The organism is Agrobacterium sp. P15N1-A, assembly GCF_044626815.1.
GTDB classification, from domain to species: Bacteria; Pseudomonadota; Alphaproteobacteria; order Rhizobiales; family Rhizobiaceae; genus Agrobacterium; species Agrobacterium leguminum.
Genome location: NZ_JBIUPF010000006.1, coordinates 204697 through 221096 on the forward strand (window position 1 = coordinate 204697; position 16400 = coordinate 221096).

Annotated in this window: 16 protein-coding genes; 15 read left to right on the forward strand and 1 reads right to left on the reverse strand. The window is 61.5% G+C overall.

The annotated features are described in order from the left end of the window. Positions 1-51 precede the first annotated feature (51 nt). The 6 genes from ACIK7D_RS20355 to ACIK7D_RS20380 all read left to right on the forward strand — a co-directional run bounded on the left by ACIK7D_RS20355 (position 52) and on the right by ACIK7D_RS20380 (position 4455). Positions 52-462: a hypothetical protein gene (locus ACIK7D_RS20355; protein WP_400157221.1), complete on the forward strand. Its 411-nt coding sequence runs from the start codon at positions 52-54 to the stop codon at positions 460-462. A gap of 87 nt (positions 463-549) precedes the next feature. Then, the gene (locus ACIK7D_RS20360; RefSeq protein WP_125146140.1) at positions 550-780 is read left to right on the forward strand and encodes a hypothetical protein; all 231 of its coding nucleotides are present in this window, start codon (positions 550-552) and stop codon (positions 778-780) included. Then, positions 777-2255, forward strand: a complete 1479-nt coding sequence (locus ACIK7D_RS20365; protein WP_400157222.1) for a TolC family protein — start codon at positions 777-779, stop codon at positions 2253-2255. Before ACIK7D_RS20360 ends, ACIK7D_RS20365 begins: the two co-directional genes overlap by 4 nt. A gap of 14 nt (positions 2256-2269) precedes the next feature. Next, positions 2270-3619 (forward strand): multicopper oxidase family protein, encoded by a 1350-nt coding sequence (locus tag ACIK7D_RS20370; RefSeq protein WP_400157223.1) that lies wholly within the window; start codon positions 2270-2272, stop codon positions 3617-3619. A 51-nt stretch (positions 3620-3670) separates the two neighbouring features. Next, the gene (locus tag ACIK7D_RS20375; protein WP_137453451.1) at positions 3671-4147 is read left to right on the forward strand and encodes a plastocyanin/azurin family copper-binding protein; all 477 of its coding nucleotides are present in this window, start codon (positions 3671-3673) and stop codon (positions 4145-4147) included. Between the two features lie 23 nt (positions 4148-4170). Further along, positions 4171-4455 (forward strand): copper-binding protein, encoded by a 285-nt coding sequence (locus ACIK7D_RS20380; RefSeq protein WP_400157224.1) that lies wholly within the window; start codon positions 4171-4173, stop codon positions 4453-4455. Between the two features lie 86 nt (positions 4456-4541). Here the strand turns inward: ACIK7D_RS20380 and ACIK7D_RS20385 are convergent, their stop codons facing one another. Continuing rightward, positions 4542-5378, reverse strand: a complete 837-nt coding sequence (locus tag ACIK7D_RS20385) for a phosphatase PAP2 family protein (protein ID WP_400157225.1) — start codon at positions 5376-5378, stop codon at positions 4542-4544. A gap of 172 nt (positions 5379-5550) precedes the next feature. On the opposite strand from ACIK7D_RS20385, the gene ACIK7D_RS20390 reads away from it, so the two are divergent. The 9 genes from ACIK7D_RS20390 to fhuB all read left to right on the forward strand — a co-directional run bounded on the left by ACIK7D_RS20390 (position 5551) and on the right by fhuB (position 16384). Continuing rightward, positions 5551-6249: a response regulator gene (locus ACIK7D_RS20390; protein WP_400157226.1), complete on the forward strand. Its 699-nt coding sequence runs from the start codon at positions 5551-5553 to the stop codon at positions 6247-6249. Further along, positions 6246-7403: an ATP-binding protein gene (locus ACIK7D_RS20395; RefSeq protein WP_127758141.1), complete on the forward strand. Its 1158-nt coding sequence runs from the start codon at positions 6246-6248 to the stop codon at positions 7401-7403. The genes ACIK7D_RS20390 and ACIK7D_RS20395 overlap by 4 nt, the downstream gene beginning before the upstream one ends. A gap of 130 nt (positions 7404-7533) precedes the next feature. Continuing rightward, on the forward strand, positions 7534-8487 hold the full coding sequence (locus ACIK7D_RS20400; protein ID WP_400157227.1) for a DUF535 family protein: 954 nt from the start codon (positions 7534-7536) through the stop codon (positions 8485-8487). 171 nt (positions 8488-8658) lie between these two features. Continuing rightward, on the forward strand, positions 8659-9177 hold the full coding sequence (locus tag ACIK7D_RS20405; protein ID WP_400157228.1) for an RNA polymerase sigma factor: 519 nt from the start codon (positions 8659-8661) through the stop codon (positions 9175-9177). Then, positions 9174-10151, forward strand: a complete 978-nt coding sequence (locus tag ACIK7D_RS20410) for a FecR domain-containing protein (protein WP_080819819.1) — start codon at positions 9174-9176, stop codon at positions 10149-10151. Before ACIK7D_RS20405 ends, ACIK7D_RS20410 begins: the two co-directional genes overlap by 4 nt. Positions 10152-10331: 180 nt before the next feature. Next, entirely contained in the window at positions 10332-12737 is a 2406-nt protein-coding gene (locus ACIK7D_RS20415) for a TonB-dependent siderophore receptor (RefSeq protein WP_400157229.1), read from the forward strand. A gap of 38 nt (positions 12738-12775) precedes the next feature. Then, on the forward strand, positions 12776-13528 hold the full coding sequence (gene fhuF / locus ACIK7D_RS20420) for a siderophore-iron reductase FhuF (RefSeq protein WP_245483039.1): 753 nt from the start codon (positions 12776-12778) through the stop codon (positions 13526-13528). Continuing rightward, positions 13521-14405, forward strand: coding sequence for an iron-siderophore ABC transporter substrate-binding protein (locus ACIK7D_RS20425; RefSeq protein ID WP_400157230.1), 885 nt, complete (start codon positions 13521-13523; stop codon positions 14403-14405). Before fhuF ends, ACIK7D_RS20425 begins: the two co-directional genes overlap by 8 nt. Then, the gene (fhuB, locus tag ACIK7D_RS20430) at positions 14405-16384 is read left to right on the forward strand and encodes a Fe(3+)-hydroxamate ABC transporter permease FhuB (protein ID WP_400157231.1); all 1980 of its coding nucleotides are present in this window, start codon (positions 14405-14407) and stop codon (positions 16382-16384) included. Before ACIK7D_RS20425 ends, fhuB begins: the two co-directional genes overlap by 1 nt. Positions 16385-16400: the final 16 nt, after the last annotated feature.

The window sequence follows — 16400 nt, forward strand, 5'->3', positions numbered from 1 at the left end:
TATGAGGGATATCCATTGACAAATCACAGGACTACAGCTTTTCTACGGAACATGCGTGAGATGTTGCGAGCATCGAAATTGCTGGCCCTGTTGTTTAGACTGGTGATGATACTGTCACTGGCTGGCTATAGCGTTTCCACCGTCAATGCCGCAATGCATCCCGCCGAAGCCGGCGGAATGCAGCACGATCAGTCCGCCACGATGGATCACGGCGCGACGATGGACCATGGCGCCTCAGCCATGATGTCCGACAGTCACGATCACAACGATATGGCCGAACAGGACGGCGGCGTCAAAAAACCCGTCAAGCCGCAATGCTGCGGCGATTTCTGTCTCGGCATGGCGGTTCTGATCGGCCACGACACCATTGGCAGACCTGTCGTCAACAGCATCCGTTCCTTCCTCGACGACAGCAAGGCGCTGGGCCAGACCCCGCTCCTTCACCGCCCCCCGAATATCTGAACAGGCAAAGCCCGCCTTTGGGCAATGACCGTGCGTGAGCGGCTTTAGCGCCGCCGCGCCGTTGCATCTCCTGTTCGGAAAATACCCATGAACCCGATTTACATTGTGGTTGCGGCGCCCCTGCTTCTGGGCGGCTGCACAGCCACATCCATGATGAACGACGCCGCCTCCTATGACGACGCGGCAAACCCTTCGCTCGGCGCGGCCCCCATCCGCTATCAGACCCCGGTCGCGGGTTACACGCACCGCGCGCCGGCGGACCCGAAGCCCTGGCGTAACCAGAACGATGCGCAGGCTCCGAAAGGAGACGCATCATGACGATACTTACCTTCAAACTCGCAGCGAAACTCGCGGCCACCCTTTGCCTGCCGTTTCTTCTCGGCGGCTGTGTCACGGCCGCCCAATATGCGTCGCGTGACGCCGGTTTCACAAATGTTTCGGCCAGGACATCCGAGGCGACAGGCAAGCAGACGGTCTGGGTGCAGAACCGGACCGAGGCGCAGGCGACGCAGGCCCGCGTCAAATCGCTGATGGCCGCCGGCAAAAGTCTCGATGTCGAGACGGCGGTGCAGGTTGCGCTCCTGAACAACAAGGGTCTTCAGGCAGCCTATGCCGATCTCGGCGAATCCGCCGCCACCGCATGGCAATCGACCATGCTGGTCAATCCGCGGGTCGGCATCGGGCTGACGGGGATCGGCACCCCGGGGCTCAGGGCCTATCAGGCGATAGAGGGTGTCGTCGTCACCAATATTCTGGCGCTGGCTACGCTCAAGAAAAATGTCGAGATCGCCGATACCGGCTTCCGCAAGGCGCAGCTTGGCGCCGCGCTGAAGACGCTGCAACTGGCGGCCGATACCCGCCGAGCCTGGATTACCGCGGTAGCGGCATGGGAAAATGTCGGCCAGCTGGCGCAGGCACAGACCGCGGCGGATGCCGCCTCGGAACTTGCCGTGAAGCTTGGCGAGGCGGGTTCGCTCAACAAGGAGGGCCAGGCCCGCGAGCAGGTCTTTTACGCCGAGTTGACCGGCCAGATCGCTAGGGCGCGGCTTGAGGCCCGTCTTGCCAAGGAGGAACTGACCCGGCTGATGGGACTGTGGGGAGCGGATATCGAATATACCATTCCCAACCGCCTGCCCCCGCTTCCGAAGGCGCTTACCAAACGGGACATGATCGAGGCCGAAGCGCTGCAGCGCCGCGTGGATCTGCAGATGGCGAGGCTCGATCTGGAGGCGACCGCCCGGTCGTTCACGCTCACGGAAGCCACCCGATACGTGACCGATCTCGAAATCCGTTCCGGCTTCGAGACCGAACGCGAGCTGGAAGACGGCGAAATCCACAAGCAGACCACCGGCAATGCCGAGCTGGAATTCGTCATTCCGATCTTCGATTCCGGTCAGGCACGCATGCGGGAATCCGAACTCGCCTATATGCGCGCGGCGAACCTGCTGGCGGAAAAGGCGGTCAATGTCCGCTCGGAAGCCCGCTCCGCCTATCAGGCCTATCGTTCGAACTACGATATCGCCCGGCATTACCGCAACAGCGTGGTGCCGCTGCGCACCAAGATCGAGGAGCAGTCGCTGCTGACCTATAACGGCATGATCACCAATACCTTCGAGCTTCTGGCCGACAGCCGGGAAAAGGTCAATTCAAGCCTGCTCGCCATCAATGCGAAACGTGACTTCTGGCTCGCCGAGGCCAGCCTCGCTCCCGCCATTTACGGTGGCGGCACGGGTGCTGCGGCAGGCGCGGAGACCGAGGTTGCCGCCGCTGGCGGCGGCGGTGGCGGACACTGAGAAAGGAAACGACCATGTTTAACAGAAGAAACTTTCTGGGTGTCGGCGCTGCAATGGTCTCCTCGGCGGCCTGGGCGAAAACATCCAACACCAGCCTGCCGGAAGCGGCAGTGATGGAAACGGCTGCGACCCAGGCCCCGATCAAGCCCACCACCGGCCCGGACTACAACCCCGTCGTCACCCTCAACGGCTGGACCCTGCCCTTCCGGATGAACAACGGCGTCAAGGAATTCCACCTTGTCGCCGAGCCGGTGGAACGCGAAATGGCGGAGGGCATGACCGCCCGCCTCTGGGGTTATAACGGCCAGTCGCCCGGTCCGACCATCGAGGCCGTCGAAGGCGACCGGGTACGTATTTTCGTCACCAACAAGCTGCCGGAACATACGACGATCCACTGGCATGGCATGATCCTGCCGTCCGGCATGGATGGTGTGGGCGGGTTGTCGCAACCGCATATCCCGGTTGGCAAAACCTTCGTCTACGAGTTCGACCTCGTGAAATCCGGCACCTTCATGTACCACCCGCATTCGGACGAGATGGTGCAGATGGCGATGGGCATGATGGGCTTCTTCGTGATCCATCCGAAGGACCCGGCCTTCATGCCGGTGGACCGCGACTTCGTGTTCCTCATCAACGCCTTCGACATCGATCCAGGCTCCTATGTGCCGAAGATCATGACCATGACCGACTTCAATCTGTGGTCATGGAACAGCCGGGTGTTTCCGGGCATCGATCCGCTGGTGGTTTCCAGGGACGACCGGGTGCGCGTGCGCGTCGGCAACCTCACCATGACCAACCATCCGATCCACATGCACGGTTACGATTTCGAAGTGACCTGCACGGACGGCGGCTGGGTGCGGCCCGAGGCGCGCTGGCCGGAGGTGAGCATCGACATCCCCGTGGGTGCGATGCGGGCCTATGAATTCGACGCAAAATATGTCGGCGACTGGGCGATCCATTGCCACAAGTCGCACCACACGATGAATGCGATGGGACATGACGTCCCGACCTTCATCGGCGTCGACAAGAAGAGCGTCGCAGAGAAAATCCGCAAGGTGCGGCCGGAATATATGCCGATGGGCACCGCCGGCATGGCCGATATGGGCGCGATGGAAATGGAAATCCCTGAGAATACCGTACCCATGATGACGGGTTGGGGTCCGCACGGCCCAATCGAGATGGGCGGCATGTTCTCCGTGGTGAAGGTTCGCGAAGGCATCTCCGCGGGCGATTACTCAGATCCCGGCTGGTACGAAAACCCGCCCGGAACCCAGGCCTGGGAATGGACCGGCGAGTTGCCGGATACGACCAAGACCAATGACCCCAAAACGCAGATCACGCCGAAACCGATGAAACACGGCTGATCGTGCAGACCCAACCCCACAAGAACCCCACCAAAATCAAGGAAATATGGAATGACCAAACTGAAACTTGCACTGCTTCTTGCCGCTCTCGCCACGCCCGCCCTTGCATCGGGCACCCACGGCGGCGGCCATGAAGCGATGGCGATCGGTGAACCGGGCGACAAGGCCAAGGTGACCCAGACCATTCAGGTGACGATGAAGGAAACGCCTGACGGCAAGATGCTGTTCACCCCCGCCAAGTTCGACTTCAAGAAAGGCAAGACGGTTCGCTTTGTCGTCAAGAATGTCGGCGAACTGGACCATGAGTTCATTCTCGACGAACAGAAGGCCAATCTGGAGCACAAGGCCGCCATGGAGAAGGCTCCGGAGATGGAGCACGACAATCCGAACGCGATCAGCCTCGCGCCCGGCGAAAGCGGCGAAATCATCTGGAAATTCACCAATGACGGCATGTTCGAATTCGCCTGCCTGAAACCCGGGCATTACGAGGCCGGCATGCGCGGCGATCTCAAAGTTTCTGCAAAGTAACCCGGCAACAAAGGAATCTGACCATGAAGACCATCGTTAAAATCACCGTCGCAGCAGCACTCCTGCTCACCGCTCCCCTCAGCGCCTTCGCAGAGGAATTCACCAAGGGAACGGTAAAGAAGGTCGATGCCGCAGCCAGGAAGGTCACCATCATCCATGAAGAACTGAAGAACCTCGACATGCCGGCCATGACGATGGTGTTCCGCATCAAGGACGATGCGATCCTCGCCAAGCTCAAGGAAGGCGCCAATATCGAGTTCGTCGCCGAACGCGCCGACGGCAAGCTGGTCGTCGCCCAGGTGAAATAAGGCCTCCGGTCACTCGGCAGGAAACAGCAAGGGCAGCGGCTTTCCGCTGCCCTTTTGATATTGGGCGGATGGGATTCCCCTCGGCTTTATTGTTCCGCAAATGGCCTTGTTTCCGCGGCGGACCGCGTCCCGTCGGCCCTGCGCGAGAAGGCGGCGTCTATCGCCTGCCGGTTGTTCATGAACGGCCGCTGGAGCAGAAGAAACACTGCGAGCATCAAGGGCCATGCAATCAGGACATCGGAGAGGAAGTGAGCGCCCATTGCCACCCTGTTCAGGGAGACAATCACGATAAATGGCGCCAATATCGCGATGCCGATCAGGCGAAATTTCTCTGGCAGGAGAATGGTGAAGGCCAGAAGGGCGGCTGCGGAAGCGCTTTCACCGGAAGGAAAAGAGCAATTTCGGGCGCAGCCACCGTCAAGGGAAAGAACCGGTGTAAACAACAGGTCTCCCCCGAACTCACCAAGATGGCGCGGTCTTGCCCTGCCAAACGCATTTTTCAGTATATGAACCGAGGCGCCCGGTCCCAGAGCAAAAAAGACGCCAATAAGCAGCAGCTTGTGCGGTGGAAAAACCCGGGGCAGGCCGCCAGAAAATGGCATGAGGACAAGCATGCACACCAGCCCGGACAATAAAACCGGCGGAAGCATGCGGTTCAGATTTCGGACGGAAATCAGGAACTCATCCTCGCCAAGGTGGAAACGGTCCGTCCAGAATTGCCGGCTCACCTCAAGATCGATATCCGACCTGATCGTGAAGACGATCATCATCGCAAGAGCGACCAGAAGAGCCAGCAGGGAGGAACTGCCGGAGGCACGTAAAAAAGCCTGACGAGCAACATGAATGGCGCCTGCGCGAAATTTCGACCTCTGGGTCCAATTCCGCTTTTTCCGGTCGGTTTTGCTGGCGAGAGGCTGGTGCATGGCCAGTTCTCTTCCGCAGAAATGTCAAGGCTTTGCGGAGAAAGAGACAAGACTGCAAGGAAAGCGGTACCGATAGTGTTTATTCGGGGACGGAGGCTCTTGCCCGATGTTTCGCATCCGCTTAGCGTCCCGGCGTTACCACGGCTTACAGAAGCAGATTTGCGGATCGAGTATGGACAAAGGGCTTATTCTGATCGTCGAAGACGACCCCGATATTATTCAAATTCTGGACGCCTATCTCATTCGCGAAGGATACAGAACCGTCAGGGCGAGCGACGGAGAAATAGCGCTGACGCATTTCTCCATGTTGAGACCGGATCTGGTTCTCCTCGACATTCGCCTGCCGAAGTTCGATGGCATCGAGGTGTTGAACCGCATTCGGCGGGAACGGGATACGCCTGTCATCATGGTCACTTCTCTTGCGGAGGATATGGACAAGCTGACCGGCCTTCGCCTTGGCGCTGACGATTACATCGTCAAACCTTTCAATCCCCACGAATTGATGGCCCGGGTGAATGCCGTGCTGAAACGCACGCGACAGCCTGCCGCCGGTGGGGTCCTGCGCTTCGGGGCCATCGAAGTGGACACCGAAGCCTATGTCGCGGCCGTGTGGGGCGATGGGGGACGGACCGTTCTGCCCCTGACGCTGAGCGAGTTCAGGATACTCGCCCATATGACGCGCCGCCCCACCCACGCCTTTCAGCGCGCCGATATTCTGGATGCCTGCCTGCCGGAAAGCGATGCGCTGGCGCGCACCATCGATACGCACATCGCCAATCTGCGCAAGAAACTGGCGGATCATGGCGCCTGCGGTTATCTGGTCTCGGTGCGCAGCGTCGGTTATCGGCTGGCCGGGGAGCAGAAACCATGAAGCTCCGGCGACTGCGCCTGCGCACGATGACGGCGATCACGATCACCACGATGCTCATCTTTGCCGTTGCATTGGTCTATTTCGGCGTTTCCTGGTATGCGGACAATATTGAAGAACGCATCATCGCCCAGCTTTCGCCCGATGCCTCCAAGGCCTTCTCGGATATCGACCGGGGCGTGATGCCGGATCAGCGCCAGCTTCAGGCCCTTGTCGAGGTTTTGCCGGGCCTGGAAGATGAGGCGGATAACGAGCTCATCAAATCCGTGTTCGTCTTCGGATTGCTCGCCGTCTTCCTGTGCAGCTTGCTCGGTTACTTCATCTCGCGGCGCATTGCGGCACCTCTCGGCGAACTTGCCGATGCGGCGCGGCGCATGGCGACCGGCGACTTTAGCGGAGGCGCGAAGATCAAGGCGAGCCCCATCGCCGAAGTCGCATTTCTTGTCGACAGTTTCGAGAGCCTGACGCGGGAGCTTCAGATGATGGAGCGCCGGCTGAAGTTCAACACGATGGCGGTGGCCCACGAATTGCGCACCCCGCTGACGATCCTGCAGGGCCGTTTGCACGGCATCGTGGATGACGTCTTCCCCCTCGACAAGCAGGCCATTCGTCACCTCATCGTCCATGTGGAGGGGCTGGCGCGTCTTGTCGATGATTTGCGCACACTTTCCCTGGCGGAAACCAACAGCCTGGTCAAAGACACGCAGCCGCTTGATCTTGCCGCCGAATGCGCGGCCGTGGCCGAAGCGGCACGGCCGCTGATGGATGAGGCCGGCATCGATATCGACATGTCGCTGGAGCCCGCTCCCATTTGCGGCGACCGCCAACGTCTTCGGCAGCTGCTATTGATCCTGATGGACAATGTGCGCCGCTATGCGGCGAGCGGCAAGTTTCTGCGCTGTTCGACCGGGCTTCAGGACGGGCGGCCCTTCGTCACGATCGAGGACAAGGGACCGGGCTTTCCCCCCGGCGTCGAGGCGCACGGCATCGAACTCTTTTGGCGGATGGAACCGTCACGCGCGCGCAAAACCGGTGGGACGGGGCTCGGCCTGTCGATTGCCCGCGCAATCGCACGGGCGCATGACAGCGATCTGCAGATAAAGACACGACCGGACGGCGGAACCATCGTGACGGTTCTCTTCGCGCAAACGCCCTGAAAGATTTCCGCGGGCAATTCGTTGCGGCAACGAACCGGTCTTCATGGAAGACAGGCTGTTTCTCGACAGAATCTCGACAATTCCGGCGCATGCCCCGGCTGAACGCTCAATTTCTGCCGGAAGCCCGTGTATGTCGCGCATTCAAGATGCTGCCGTTCTGGCAGAGAAACGCCCGGTCACCGATGAGGTGGTCCAGACGGTTTCGGAAACACCTCATTTTTTGCTGTTCCGGAGAATTATGACCTTTGCCGGACGTGCCCATTGGAAGCGGGCAGTCCTTTTCTGGATGCGTTTTGCAGCCAATCCATTGGTCACCTTTCGGTGGTGGTGGTTTCTGGTCCGGTTTTCAGCGGAGCGAGAATTACCGCTCCCGCATGACGACCTTCTCCAAAAACCGCTGTCGAAATTTCTGATCAATAAAGTTTCCCGGAAGAGACGGCTGGCTTTTCTCATGGACAATTTCGCAATTGCGGACCGGCATTTTCCCAGAAGCACCATGGCCGGGCTGTGGGCGGGAAAAACCATGGACATGGGCACCGTTCGCGGCCGGAACGATGAATATCGGTGCATCCTGGCGTTGGCGGATCGTTGCGGCGGCCGGCACGAGGGCGCTTTGGCTGTCAGGCTCGTGCGCGACCATGACAACGCCGTTTTGTGGACGGCGACTTTTACTTTTCTCGAAGGATGCGAAACGCAGCACCACACGATTGTCGTTGGAGGCATGCAGGGTCCGCGCGCCGCAAAAGAGCAAATGGTGTCGGTGACGCGCGATCTCTCGGGACTTCGCCCCAAGGAAGCAGCGCTGATGGTTCTGCAAGGTCTCGCCTGCGAGGGTGCGCTCAGCTACTTCGCTGTCGCCCAATCCAGACACCCCATCCGCTACCGTCGCGCCCGGCGGCAAAAAATGATGGTTTCAGACATCGATGCCTTCTGGCGGGAACGCTCCGGCGAACCAGACAAGACATTCGGTTTCAAAGTGCCATTCTCCAGCCTTGAGGGGAGAGACAAGCGCAGCCACATGAAATTGTCTTTTTTCAACCTCGGCGAACGCTTCCGCGAGGATAAGGCAACAGAAAACGCCTAGCGATATCGCGGAGAAAGTCTTGCGGGGAAGGGTCGGGAGGCTCCGCCCATACCCATATTTTCGCGCCGCGTCGTGGTGCGAAAGTTACAGCTAATAAATATGATAAAAAAAATCATCTTTATCGGCTCGGCCGTCTTGCTGCGCGCGGATGGCCGGTGTTATCCAGAGACCATGCAGCAAATTGACAGCCCGGATCTTCTGGACGCGTTTTTGAATGTGAAGAGCAAGCTTGCCGCGGCGATCTATCACCGCGTGCGTTGCCACGCGACCACCTTCGATCTCGTGCAGGACACGTTCCTGCGATTGTGGGAGCGGCGGAAGCTGCTGGGCCTCACCGGCGATCTTTGCGGTTATGTCATCATCACCGGCAGAAACCTTGCCATAGACCATGAGCGGCGCAAGCGCATCGCCCCGGTCTTTACCGGCATCGAACATCTTGCTTTCGTCGCCGATCCCTCGCCCACGCAGGAAACCTGCATGATCGGGCGGCAGGAGCTGGAACGCCTGCAAATTCTCGTCGATGCCCTGCCGCCGCGATGCCGGGACGTGTTTCTGCTTTCGCGCATCGAAGGCCTGACCTTCGTGGAAATCGGCCAGCGGCTACATATTTCGCCGAAAACCGCTTTCGGCCATATGGTCGCCGCTCTTGAAAAGCTGAAGTCCGGCATGACGCCGCCGGGCGAGAGATGAAGGTGGCCGCGGGCAAGGATGCGACCGCGGAGACGCCGGCCGGCCGCGAAACCGCAGCCCAGGGTGACGAAGCGGCAATAGCGCATGCGGCGGCAAGCTGGTTTGCGCATTTTCTGGAACCCGGCGCCACCGCAGCCGACGAAAGCGAATTCCGGCGCTGGATCGAGGCGGATGAGCGGCATGCACGCGCCTATGCCGATATCGAGCGCATATGGCTCGGCGCCGGCATGGCGCCGCAGCTTGCACAGGCGCAGCCGCTTGGCCGCCGTCGGTTGCTGAAAAACGGCGCGGCGGGACTTCTGCTGATCGGCGGTGTCGGAGCCGCGGCGTGGCAGGCGACACGCCCGGCGGGTGACTATGAAACCGCGATTGGCGAGACCCGCAGCATCGCACTTTCCGACGGCTCGACCGTCGAGCTTTCCACATCGAGCGCCATTTCCGTGAATTTCACCCCCCAACGGCGGCAGATCACGCTGCTGTCGGGTGAGGCGTTCTTCCGGGTTGCGCCGGATCGCAACCGGCCATTTTCCGTGATTACGGAAGACCTGGTGACCACGGCGCTCGGCACCGCCTTTTCCGTCTGTCGCGCGGGTTCATCCGTCTCTGTTTCGGTGGCCGAACATGCCGTCGAGGTGGTCGCCAGACAGTCGCGGCAGGCGGTGGAGGCCGGTTACAGCATCTCCTACCGGGACGGTGTTCTCTCGTCACCCGAAGCAACCGATATCGAAACGCGGCTTGCCTGGCGGCAGGGCAAGCTGGTCTTCATCTCGACGCCCCTCAAAGAGGTCGTCGCGCGACTGGAGCAATGGCGTCGCGGCCGCATGATCGTTCTGGGCGATGCGCTCGGCAGACAGCCGGTGACGATGATCGTCGATGTCAGACGCCGGGAAAAGATCGGGCAGATCCTCGAAGAAGGCCTGCCCGTCACGGTCACCGATTATTCCCCCTGGCTGTCGGTCATCCGCCAGCGCTAGAGCATGTCAAGGAAAAGCGGCGCGCGGTTCCGTCCGGAAACGCAAAAACACTCCAGGGGCATTGCCTGCACACGCGCTTAAAAAAATTTTGTCCGGGGACCGAGGTTTTGCGCAAACGGAATCGTACTCGTGTTTTGAGGCCGTCATTGCGGCAACAGGAGCAGGGGAAGGTATATTACCGTGTCTAAGCGTAAAAATCATTTCAGCCACCGTCATTCAGCAACCGGATCATTTCGTATACTGCTTCTCGCCACCGTCGCCGGCCTTGCCCTGACCGGCCCTCTGCCGGCGGCCGCACAGACGGCAACGCAGGCAAGCGCGCTGCAATTTTCAATCGCGCCGCAGCCGCTCTCGAGCGCGCTGGTGCGTTATTCCTCCATCACCGGTGTCGATGTCGTGTTCAACGGCGAAATTCCGGCGACGGTGAGGACGGCGGGTGTCACAGGCGCGTTCAGCCGCAAGGATGCCCTCACGCGCCTGCTTGCCGGCACCGGCCTTTCCTACACCTTCACCAGCGCCAACACCGTGCGGCTCAGCAACCCTGGCGCCGCAGCAGCGCCGGTTGCGGGCTCCACCCTGCTCCAGCCCATCGAACTGACGGGCAACAGGGGCGGCGGTGACAACGCCACCATGGCGGCCAAGAACAGCTCCGGCGCCACCAAGCTCGATACGCCGCTCATCGAGACGCCCCGCTCGGTAGCGGTCGTCACCAAAAAGGAGATGCAGCAGCGCGGCGTGCAGGACATCATCGAAGCCGTGCGCTACTCCGCCGGCGTCACCACCGGCACCGCCGCCGGCTTCGACCCGCGCTTCGACCAGATCTATATTCGCGGTTACGACGCCACCACCATGGGCGATTACAAGGACGGGCTGCGTCAGCCCTATTTGAACTACGGCATGTTCCGCACCGATCCCTATTCGCTGGAGCGTGTGGAAATCGTCCGTGGCCCGATCTCGGTGCTTTATGGCGCAGGCACGCCCGCCGGCATCGTCAACAAGACGTCGAAGCTCGCAAACGGCACGCGCATTCGCGAGGTTGAGGCGCTTTACGGCACGGAAACCCGCAAGCAGGCCGCCTTCGATATCGGCGACACGATAGACAGTGACGGCACATTGTCATATCGCGTGGTCGGACTGGCGCGCGCCGGCGACACCAATTTCGATATTGCCGACGACCGCTATTTCCTTCAGCCGTCCTTTACCTGGAAGCCGTCCGACCAGACCAGCCTCACCGTTTACGGGCTCATCCAGTCCACCGAAACCGACGCTTCGGTCGCGGCACTGACCGATCCCGCAGGCAATGTCCTGCGGCTGCGTGGAAGCGATCCCGACTACGACTATCAGAAGATCCGCCAGCAGCAGGTGGGCTATAATTTCGAGCACGAATTCAACGATACCCTGACCTTCAGGCAGAATCTGCGTTATTCGCATATGGATCTGCGCAGCCGTTATCTCGGCGTATCGAGCTGGACCGGCACCGTCGCCCATCGCGATCCCTGGGCGATCCGCGACGACATGAAGGCCTTCCAGGCCGACAACCAGCTTGAATGGAGCTTCGACACCGGCCCCGTTTCCCATACGCTGCTGACCGGCCTCGATTACAGCAATGTGAAATCTTCATTCGCCTATGGTTACGCATCCGGCGGCTCCGCCTTCGACTTCGATATCGCCAATCCGCGCTACGGTTTCTCGGGACCTACGCCCGCCTATAGCGCCTATCAGTCGGAAGCCGATCTGCGGCAGGTCGGGCTTTATGCCCTCGACCAGATGGAGATCGACAAATGGCGTTTCACCCTCGGCGGACGGCAGACCTGGGTGGACCAGACCCGGCAGGGCCCTGTGACCGAAGACGTGCAGAAGGACGCCTTCACCGTTCAGGCAGGCGCGCTCTATGCCTTTGACAACGGCGTTTCGCCCTTCTTCAGCTACGCCACCTCCTTCGATCCGGTTACCAAGCTTTCCGCCACCGGCGAAACACTGAAGCCCACCGAAGGAGAACAGTTCGAACTGGGCGTGAAATATCAGCCGCCCGGAACCGACATCATGCTTTCGGCGGTCGCCTATCATCTGGCGGAAAAGAACAAGCCCGTGGCTATCGATCCCGCCGGACTGATATTCCGCTCGCTCGGCGAGGTGACCAACAAGGGCTTCGAACTGGAGGCGAAGGCCAATATCGCCACCGGCTGGGATGTGATCGCCGCCTATAGCTACACCCATTCCAGGATCACGGCGGGTGACGATGCCGGCAATACGCCTTCCTCCGTGCCGACCCATGCGGCCTCTCTCTGGGCGAACTATACCTTCCAGGAAGATACGCCTCTCCATGGCCTCTCGGCCGGAGCGGGCCTGCGCTATGTCGGTGAAAGCTATACCAGCACCAAAAACATCGCGAAGAACGATGCCGCAATCCATCTCGACGCCGCTCTTTCCTACGATTTCGGCGCGCTCGACAAGGATTATGACGGCCTCGTCGCCTCCTTCAACGTCCGCAACATCGCCGACGACCGCAATGTCGCCTGCACGGACGGTTATTGCTATCTCGGTCAGGGCAGGAACATCACGGCGTCCCTGAAATATCACTGGTAACCGTGGCGACCGCAGGCGGCAACCCGGCGGCGGGGCGCATGGCGAAGACCATGGCGCCCTGCCCGCAATCGGCGCATGAAAGGCTGCCGGACTTCGCGTCCGTCGGCTCTTTCGGCTATTGCACGGACAAGTTCCTGCTTGCACCGTCCTGCGGTGCGGAGGTTCTGCCCTGCCGGCAGCTTGCCTGCGAAGATGTTTTTTGCGACTTGATGACCCGCCACCACGCCGCCCATCCGGACGCCGACCCGAGAGCCACGGCATCGCTCTGGACACTTTATTACTTCAGCCTGCTGACCATCACGCCCACCGTCTGCCGTCTCGTTCACGGCCGCCGCCTGCCTCTGGCTCTCGGCGATCTGAGCGTGATCATCGATCCGGAAAACGCCCTGCCGGTCGCATTCCTGCTCCCCCATGCCGGCGATCAGGCCGGCAAGGCATCCGCGCCCGAAGATCTGCATGGGCTTTTGCGCGATCACCTCGCGGCACTCATTCCCTCCATCGCCAGGGCTGCGAAACTTGCTCCCAAATTGCTGTGGAACAATGCCGCCGTCTATCTGTCGTGGATCATCGGGGAAATCGAGGCGCAGGCCGATCCGGCGCTCGCACGCGCCTGCCGGGCGGTTATCGATGATCCCCTGTGGCCGGATGGCAGCCGCAATCCCATGTCCGGCATGGTGGTCAAGGGCAACAGGCGCGTGTGCTGCCTGCGATACATGATCCCCACCATTGGCGGATGCGGCGCAAGCTGTCCCCTGCCCTGCGGACAAAACCGGGACACGCACGATGCCTGACCATTCGCCCACTCGCCGGCTGCTGATGGCCACGGCACTGACCCTGCCATGGCAGAGCGGGGTGAAAGCGGCGATGCCGAAGGGTGGCATCGTCTCGCTCGATTACGGGCTTGCCTCCACCCTGCTCGCGCTCGGCACCGCGCCGGCGGCCATCGCCGCACGCGCGGACTGGGACACATGGATGGTGGAGCCTGCCATGCCGGAAGGCGTGGCCGACCTCGGCTTGACCGCCGAAATCAATTTCGAAGTGCTGGCGAGGCTGAAGCCCGACATCATCCTGTCGACGCCTTTCCTTGCCTCGCTTACCCCGAAATTACAGTCGATCGCTCCGGTGATGGAATTTCCCATCTATACACCGGAGAGCGACGCCCTGACGGCGTCCTACGCCGCGACCCGCAAGCTTGCCGCGGCCCTCAACAGGGAACAGCGGGGAGAGGATTTCCTCTCACGGGCCGAAGCCTGCTTTGCCGATTGCCGCCGCCGGCTTGAAAAATTGCGGCCGCCGCCGGTCGCCGTCATCAATTTCATGGATGAGCGCCATGCGCGGGTCTATGGCGGCCCCGGTCTTTATCAGGGCGCCATGGAAAAGATCGGTCTTGCCAATGCCTGGCCGGAAAAGACCAATTATTGGGGGTTCGAAACCATCGCGCTGGAGGCGCTGGCCGTCCTTTCGGCGGATGCCCGGCTCATCGCCTTCGAACCGCTGACGCCGCCCGACATTCTCTCGCGGCTCGATCAAAGCCCGCTCTGGAGCAATCTGCCCTTCGTCCGGGCGGGCCGGGTCTCCACCCTTCCCGGCGTGCTGATGTTCGGCATGGTGCAGGAAGCCATGCGGTTTGCCCGTCTGGTGACCGAGCATCTGGAAAGCCACGCCTGATGCCGCCGGTCCTCTTGCGCCTCCTCACCCCCGCAGGTGTTGCCGCCAGCCTCTTCCTCCTCGGCGCCATCTTTGCCGTCAGCGATATCTGGCCGGATTTGCATCGATTGAGCGGCGGCGGTGCGCAATATGATGTTGAGCGGCTCATGCTGCTCTATTCCACCCTGCCGCGCATGGCGATGGCGCTTCTGGCGGGTGCTGCACTGGCGCTGGCCGGCGCATTGTTGCAGCAGGCCTTGCGCAACCCCCTCGCCTCGCCCTCGACGCTCGGCATTTCAGCGGGCGCCAATCTTGCCGTTGCCGCAACCATGTTCGCCTTTCCCACTCTGGAAGGCATCAGCCGCGATGTGGTGGCGATGGCGGGCAGCGCATTGGCCGCCCTTGCAGTGTTTTCCATCGGCGCAAGACGCGGATTTTCACCGCTGTCGCTCGTCCTCGCCGGTCTGATGATCGGCATCTGGTGCGCCGCCGCCTCGGCCATTCTCGTCCTCCTCAACGAACGGTATCTGAGCGGCCTGTTCATTTGGGGTGCGGGGTCGCTGTCTCTGCAAAGCTGGGCCGTTCCCGTCACCCTCTTTCCGAAAATTCTGGTCCTGGCCGCTCTTGCCGGGCTGATCATGCGGCCTTTATCGCTGATGGAACTGGGGGATGTCAGCGCCGGAGCGCTCGGCCTTTCCGTCGTGCGGCTGCGGGTTCTTGCGGTATCGATCGCGGTCTCCTTGGCCGCGCTTGTCACCAGCGCCGTCGGCGTCATCGGTTTCGTCGGCCTTGTCGCACCCGCCATAGCGCGGCTTGCGGGTGCCCGCCGCATCGCCCAGCAAATCCTCTGGTCGCCGCTCATCGGCGCAGGGCTGCTGCTTCTGACGGACGAAATCGTCAAACGCCTTTCGGATATCACCGGCGGGCTGATACCGACCGGCGCCATGACGGCCCTGTTCGGCGCGCCGCTGGTGCTGTTTCTGCTGCCCCGCCTGAAAGCCATGCAGAGGGAATTGCCCGCTCCACCGCCGGGCATCGTCAAACAGCGTCGCCTTTCCCCCATCATGGTCCTGTCTTTCGTTGGCCTGCTGGCTGCGGGCGTAACGGCCGCCATTCTTTTCGGCCGTGCGCCGGATGGAAGCTGGGGTTTGCTGCCTGTCGGTGAATGGACCGAAATCCTGCCCTATCGCTGGCCACGGGCCGTCGCGGCCTTCGCAGCCGGGAGCCTGCTTGGCGCAGCCGGTACCATTCTCCAGCGTCTGACCGGCAACGAGATAGCAAGCCCGGAAGTGCTTGGCGTTTCAGCCGGTGCAACGCTGGGCATGGCCGTCGCGCTTTTCGCCTTCACCGCTTCCGGGCCGATGCTGCAACTGGGTTTTGCGAGCGCCGGCGCTGCCGCGGTTCTTTTCGCCATCCTGTCGCTTGGCCTCAGGTCAGGCTTCACGCCCGAGCGTGTTCTTCTGACCGGCGTGGTGCTGACGGCCATGCTTGACGCCGTGATCGGCGTGCTGGCGGCCGGCGGCGACCCGCGCGCCATGATGATCATTCGCTGGATGGGAGGCTCGACCTATCTCGTCGATGGTTTCACCGCCCGGATCGCGGTCGCCTGCGCGGTGGTTTTCGCAACCATGGCCATTCTGGCGCACCGGTGGCTTACCCTGCTGCCGCTCGGCGCGGGCGCGGCGCGGGAACTCGGCGTCCATGTTCCGTCGGCACGGGCTGCACTGTTCATTCTCGCGGCCGCCATGACGGCGGCGGCGACGCTCATCATCGGCCCCTTGAGTTTTGCCGGGCTGATGGGGCCGCACCTTGCCCGTGAAATCGGATTTCGCCGCGCCGGCCCGCATCTCATCGCGGCGGCACTCGCCGCCGGCTGCCTGATGGTGCTTGCCGACTGGGTGGGGCGAATGGCAGCCTTTCCCTACCAATTGCCCGCCGGCCTGGTTTCCGCTCTCGTCGGCGCACCGCTGCTCATGGTCCTGCTGGGGCGGAGGAAATAGCCTTCCCTTTGCGACC

Bases quoted from the DNA above. Each gene is read 5' to 3' on its own strand.
- ACIK7D_RS20380 (WP_400157224.1), top strand. From the start codon at position 4,171: ATGAAGACCATCGTTAAAATCACCGTCGCAGCAGCACTCCTGCTCACC.
- ACIK7D_RS20370 (WP_400157223.1), top strand. From the start codon at position 2,270: ATGTTTAACAGAAGAAACTTTCTGGGTGTCGGCGCTGCAATGGTCTCC.
- ACIK7D_RS20385 (WP_400157225.1), bottom strand. From the start codon at position 5,378: ATGCACCAGCCTCTCGCCAGCAAAACCGACCGGAAAAAGCGGAATTGG.
- ACIK7D_RS20365 (WP_400157222.1), top strand. From the start codon at position 777: ATGACGATACTTACCTTCAAACTCGCAGCGAAACTCGCGGCCACCCTT.
- ACIK7D_RS20425 (WP_400157230.1), top strand. From the start codon at position 13,521: ATGCCTGACCATTCGCCCACTCGCCGGCTGCTGATGGCCACGGCACTG.
- ACIK7D_RS20410 (WP_080819819.1), top strand. From the start codon at position 9,174: ATGAAGGTGGCCGCGGGCAAGGATGCGACCGCGGAGACGCCGGCCGGC.
- ACIK7D_RS20400 (WP_400157227.1), top strand. From the start codon at position 7,534: ATGTCGCGCATTCAAGATGCTGCCGTTCTGGCAGAGAAACGCCCGGTC.
- ACIK7D_RS20360 (WP_125146140.1), top strand. From the start codon at position 550: ATGAACCCGATTTACATTGTGGTTGCGGCGCCCCTGCTTCTGGGCGGC.
- ACIK7D_RS20355 (WP_400157221.1), top strand. From the start codon at position 52: ATGCGTGAGATGTTGCGAGCATCGAAATTGCTGGCCCTGTTGTTTAGA.
- ACIK7D_RS20375 (WP_137453451.1), top strand. From the start codon at position 3,671: ATGACCAAACTGAAACTTGCACTGCTTCTTGCCGCTCTCGCCACGCCC.
- ACIK7D_RS20395 (WP_127758141.1), top strand. From the start codon at position 6,246: ATGAAGCTCCGGCGACTGCGCCTGCGCACGATGACGGCGATCACGATC.
- fhuB (WP_400157231.1), top strand. From the start codon at position 14,405: ATGCCGCCGGTCCTCTTGCGCCTCCTCACCCCCGCAGGTGTTGCCGCC.
- fhuF (WP_245483039.1), top strand. From the start codon at position 12,776: ATGGCGAAGACCATGGCGCCCTGCCCGCAATCGGCGCATGAAAGGCTG.
- ACIK7D_RS20390 (WP_400157226.1), top strand. From the start codon at position 5,551: ATGGACAAAGGGCTTATTCTGATCGTCGAAGACGACCCCGATATTATT.
- ACIK7D_RS20405 (WP_400157228.1), top strand. From the start codon at position 8,659: ATGCAGCAAATTGACAGCCCGGATCTTCTGGACGCGTTTTTGAATGTG.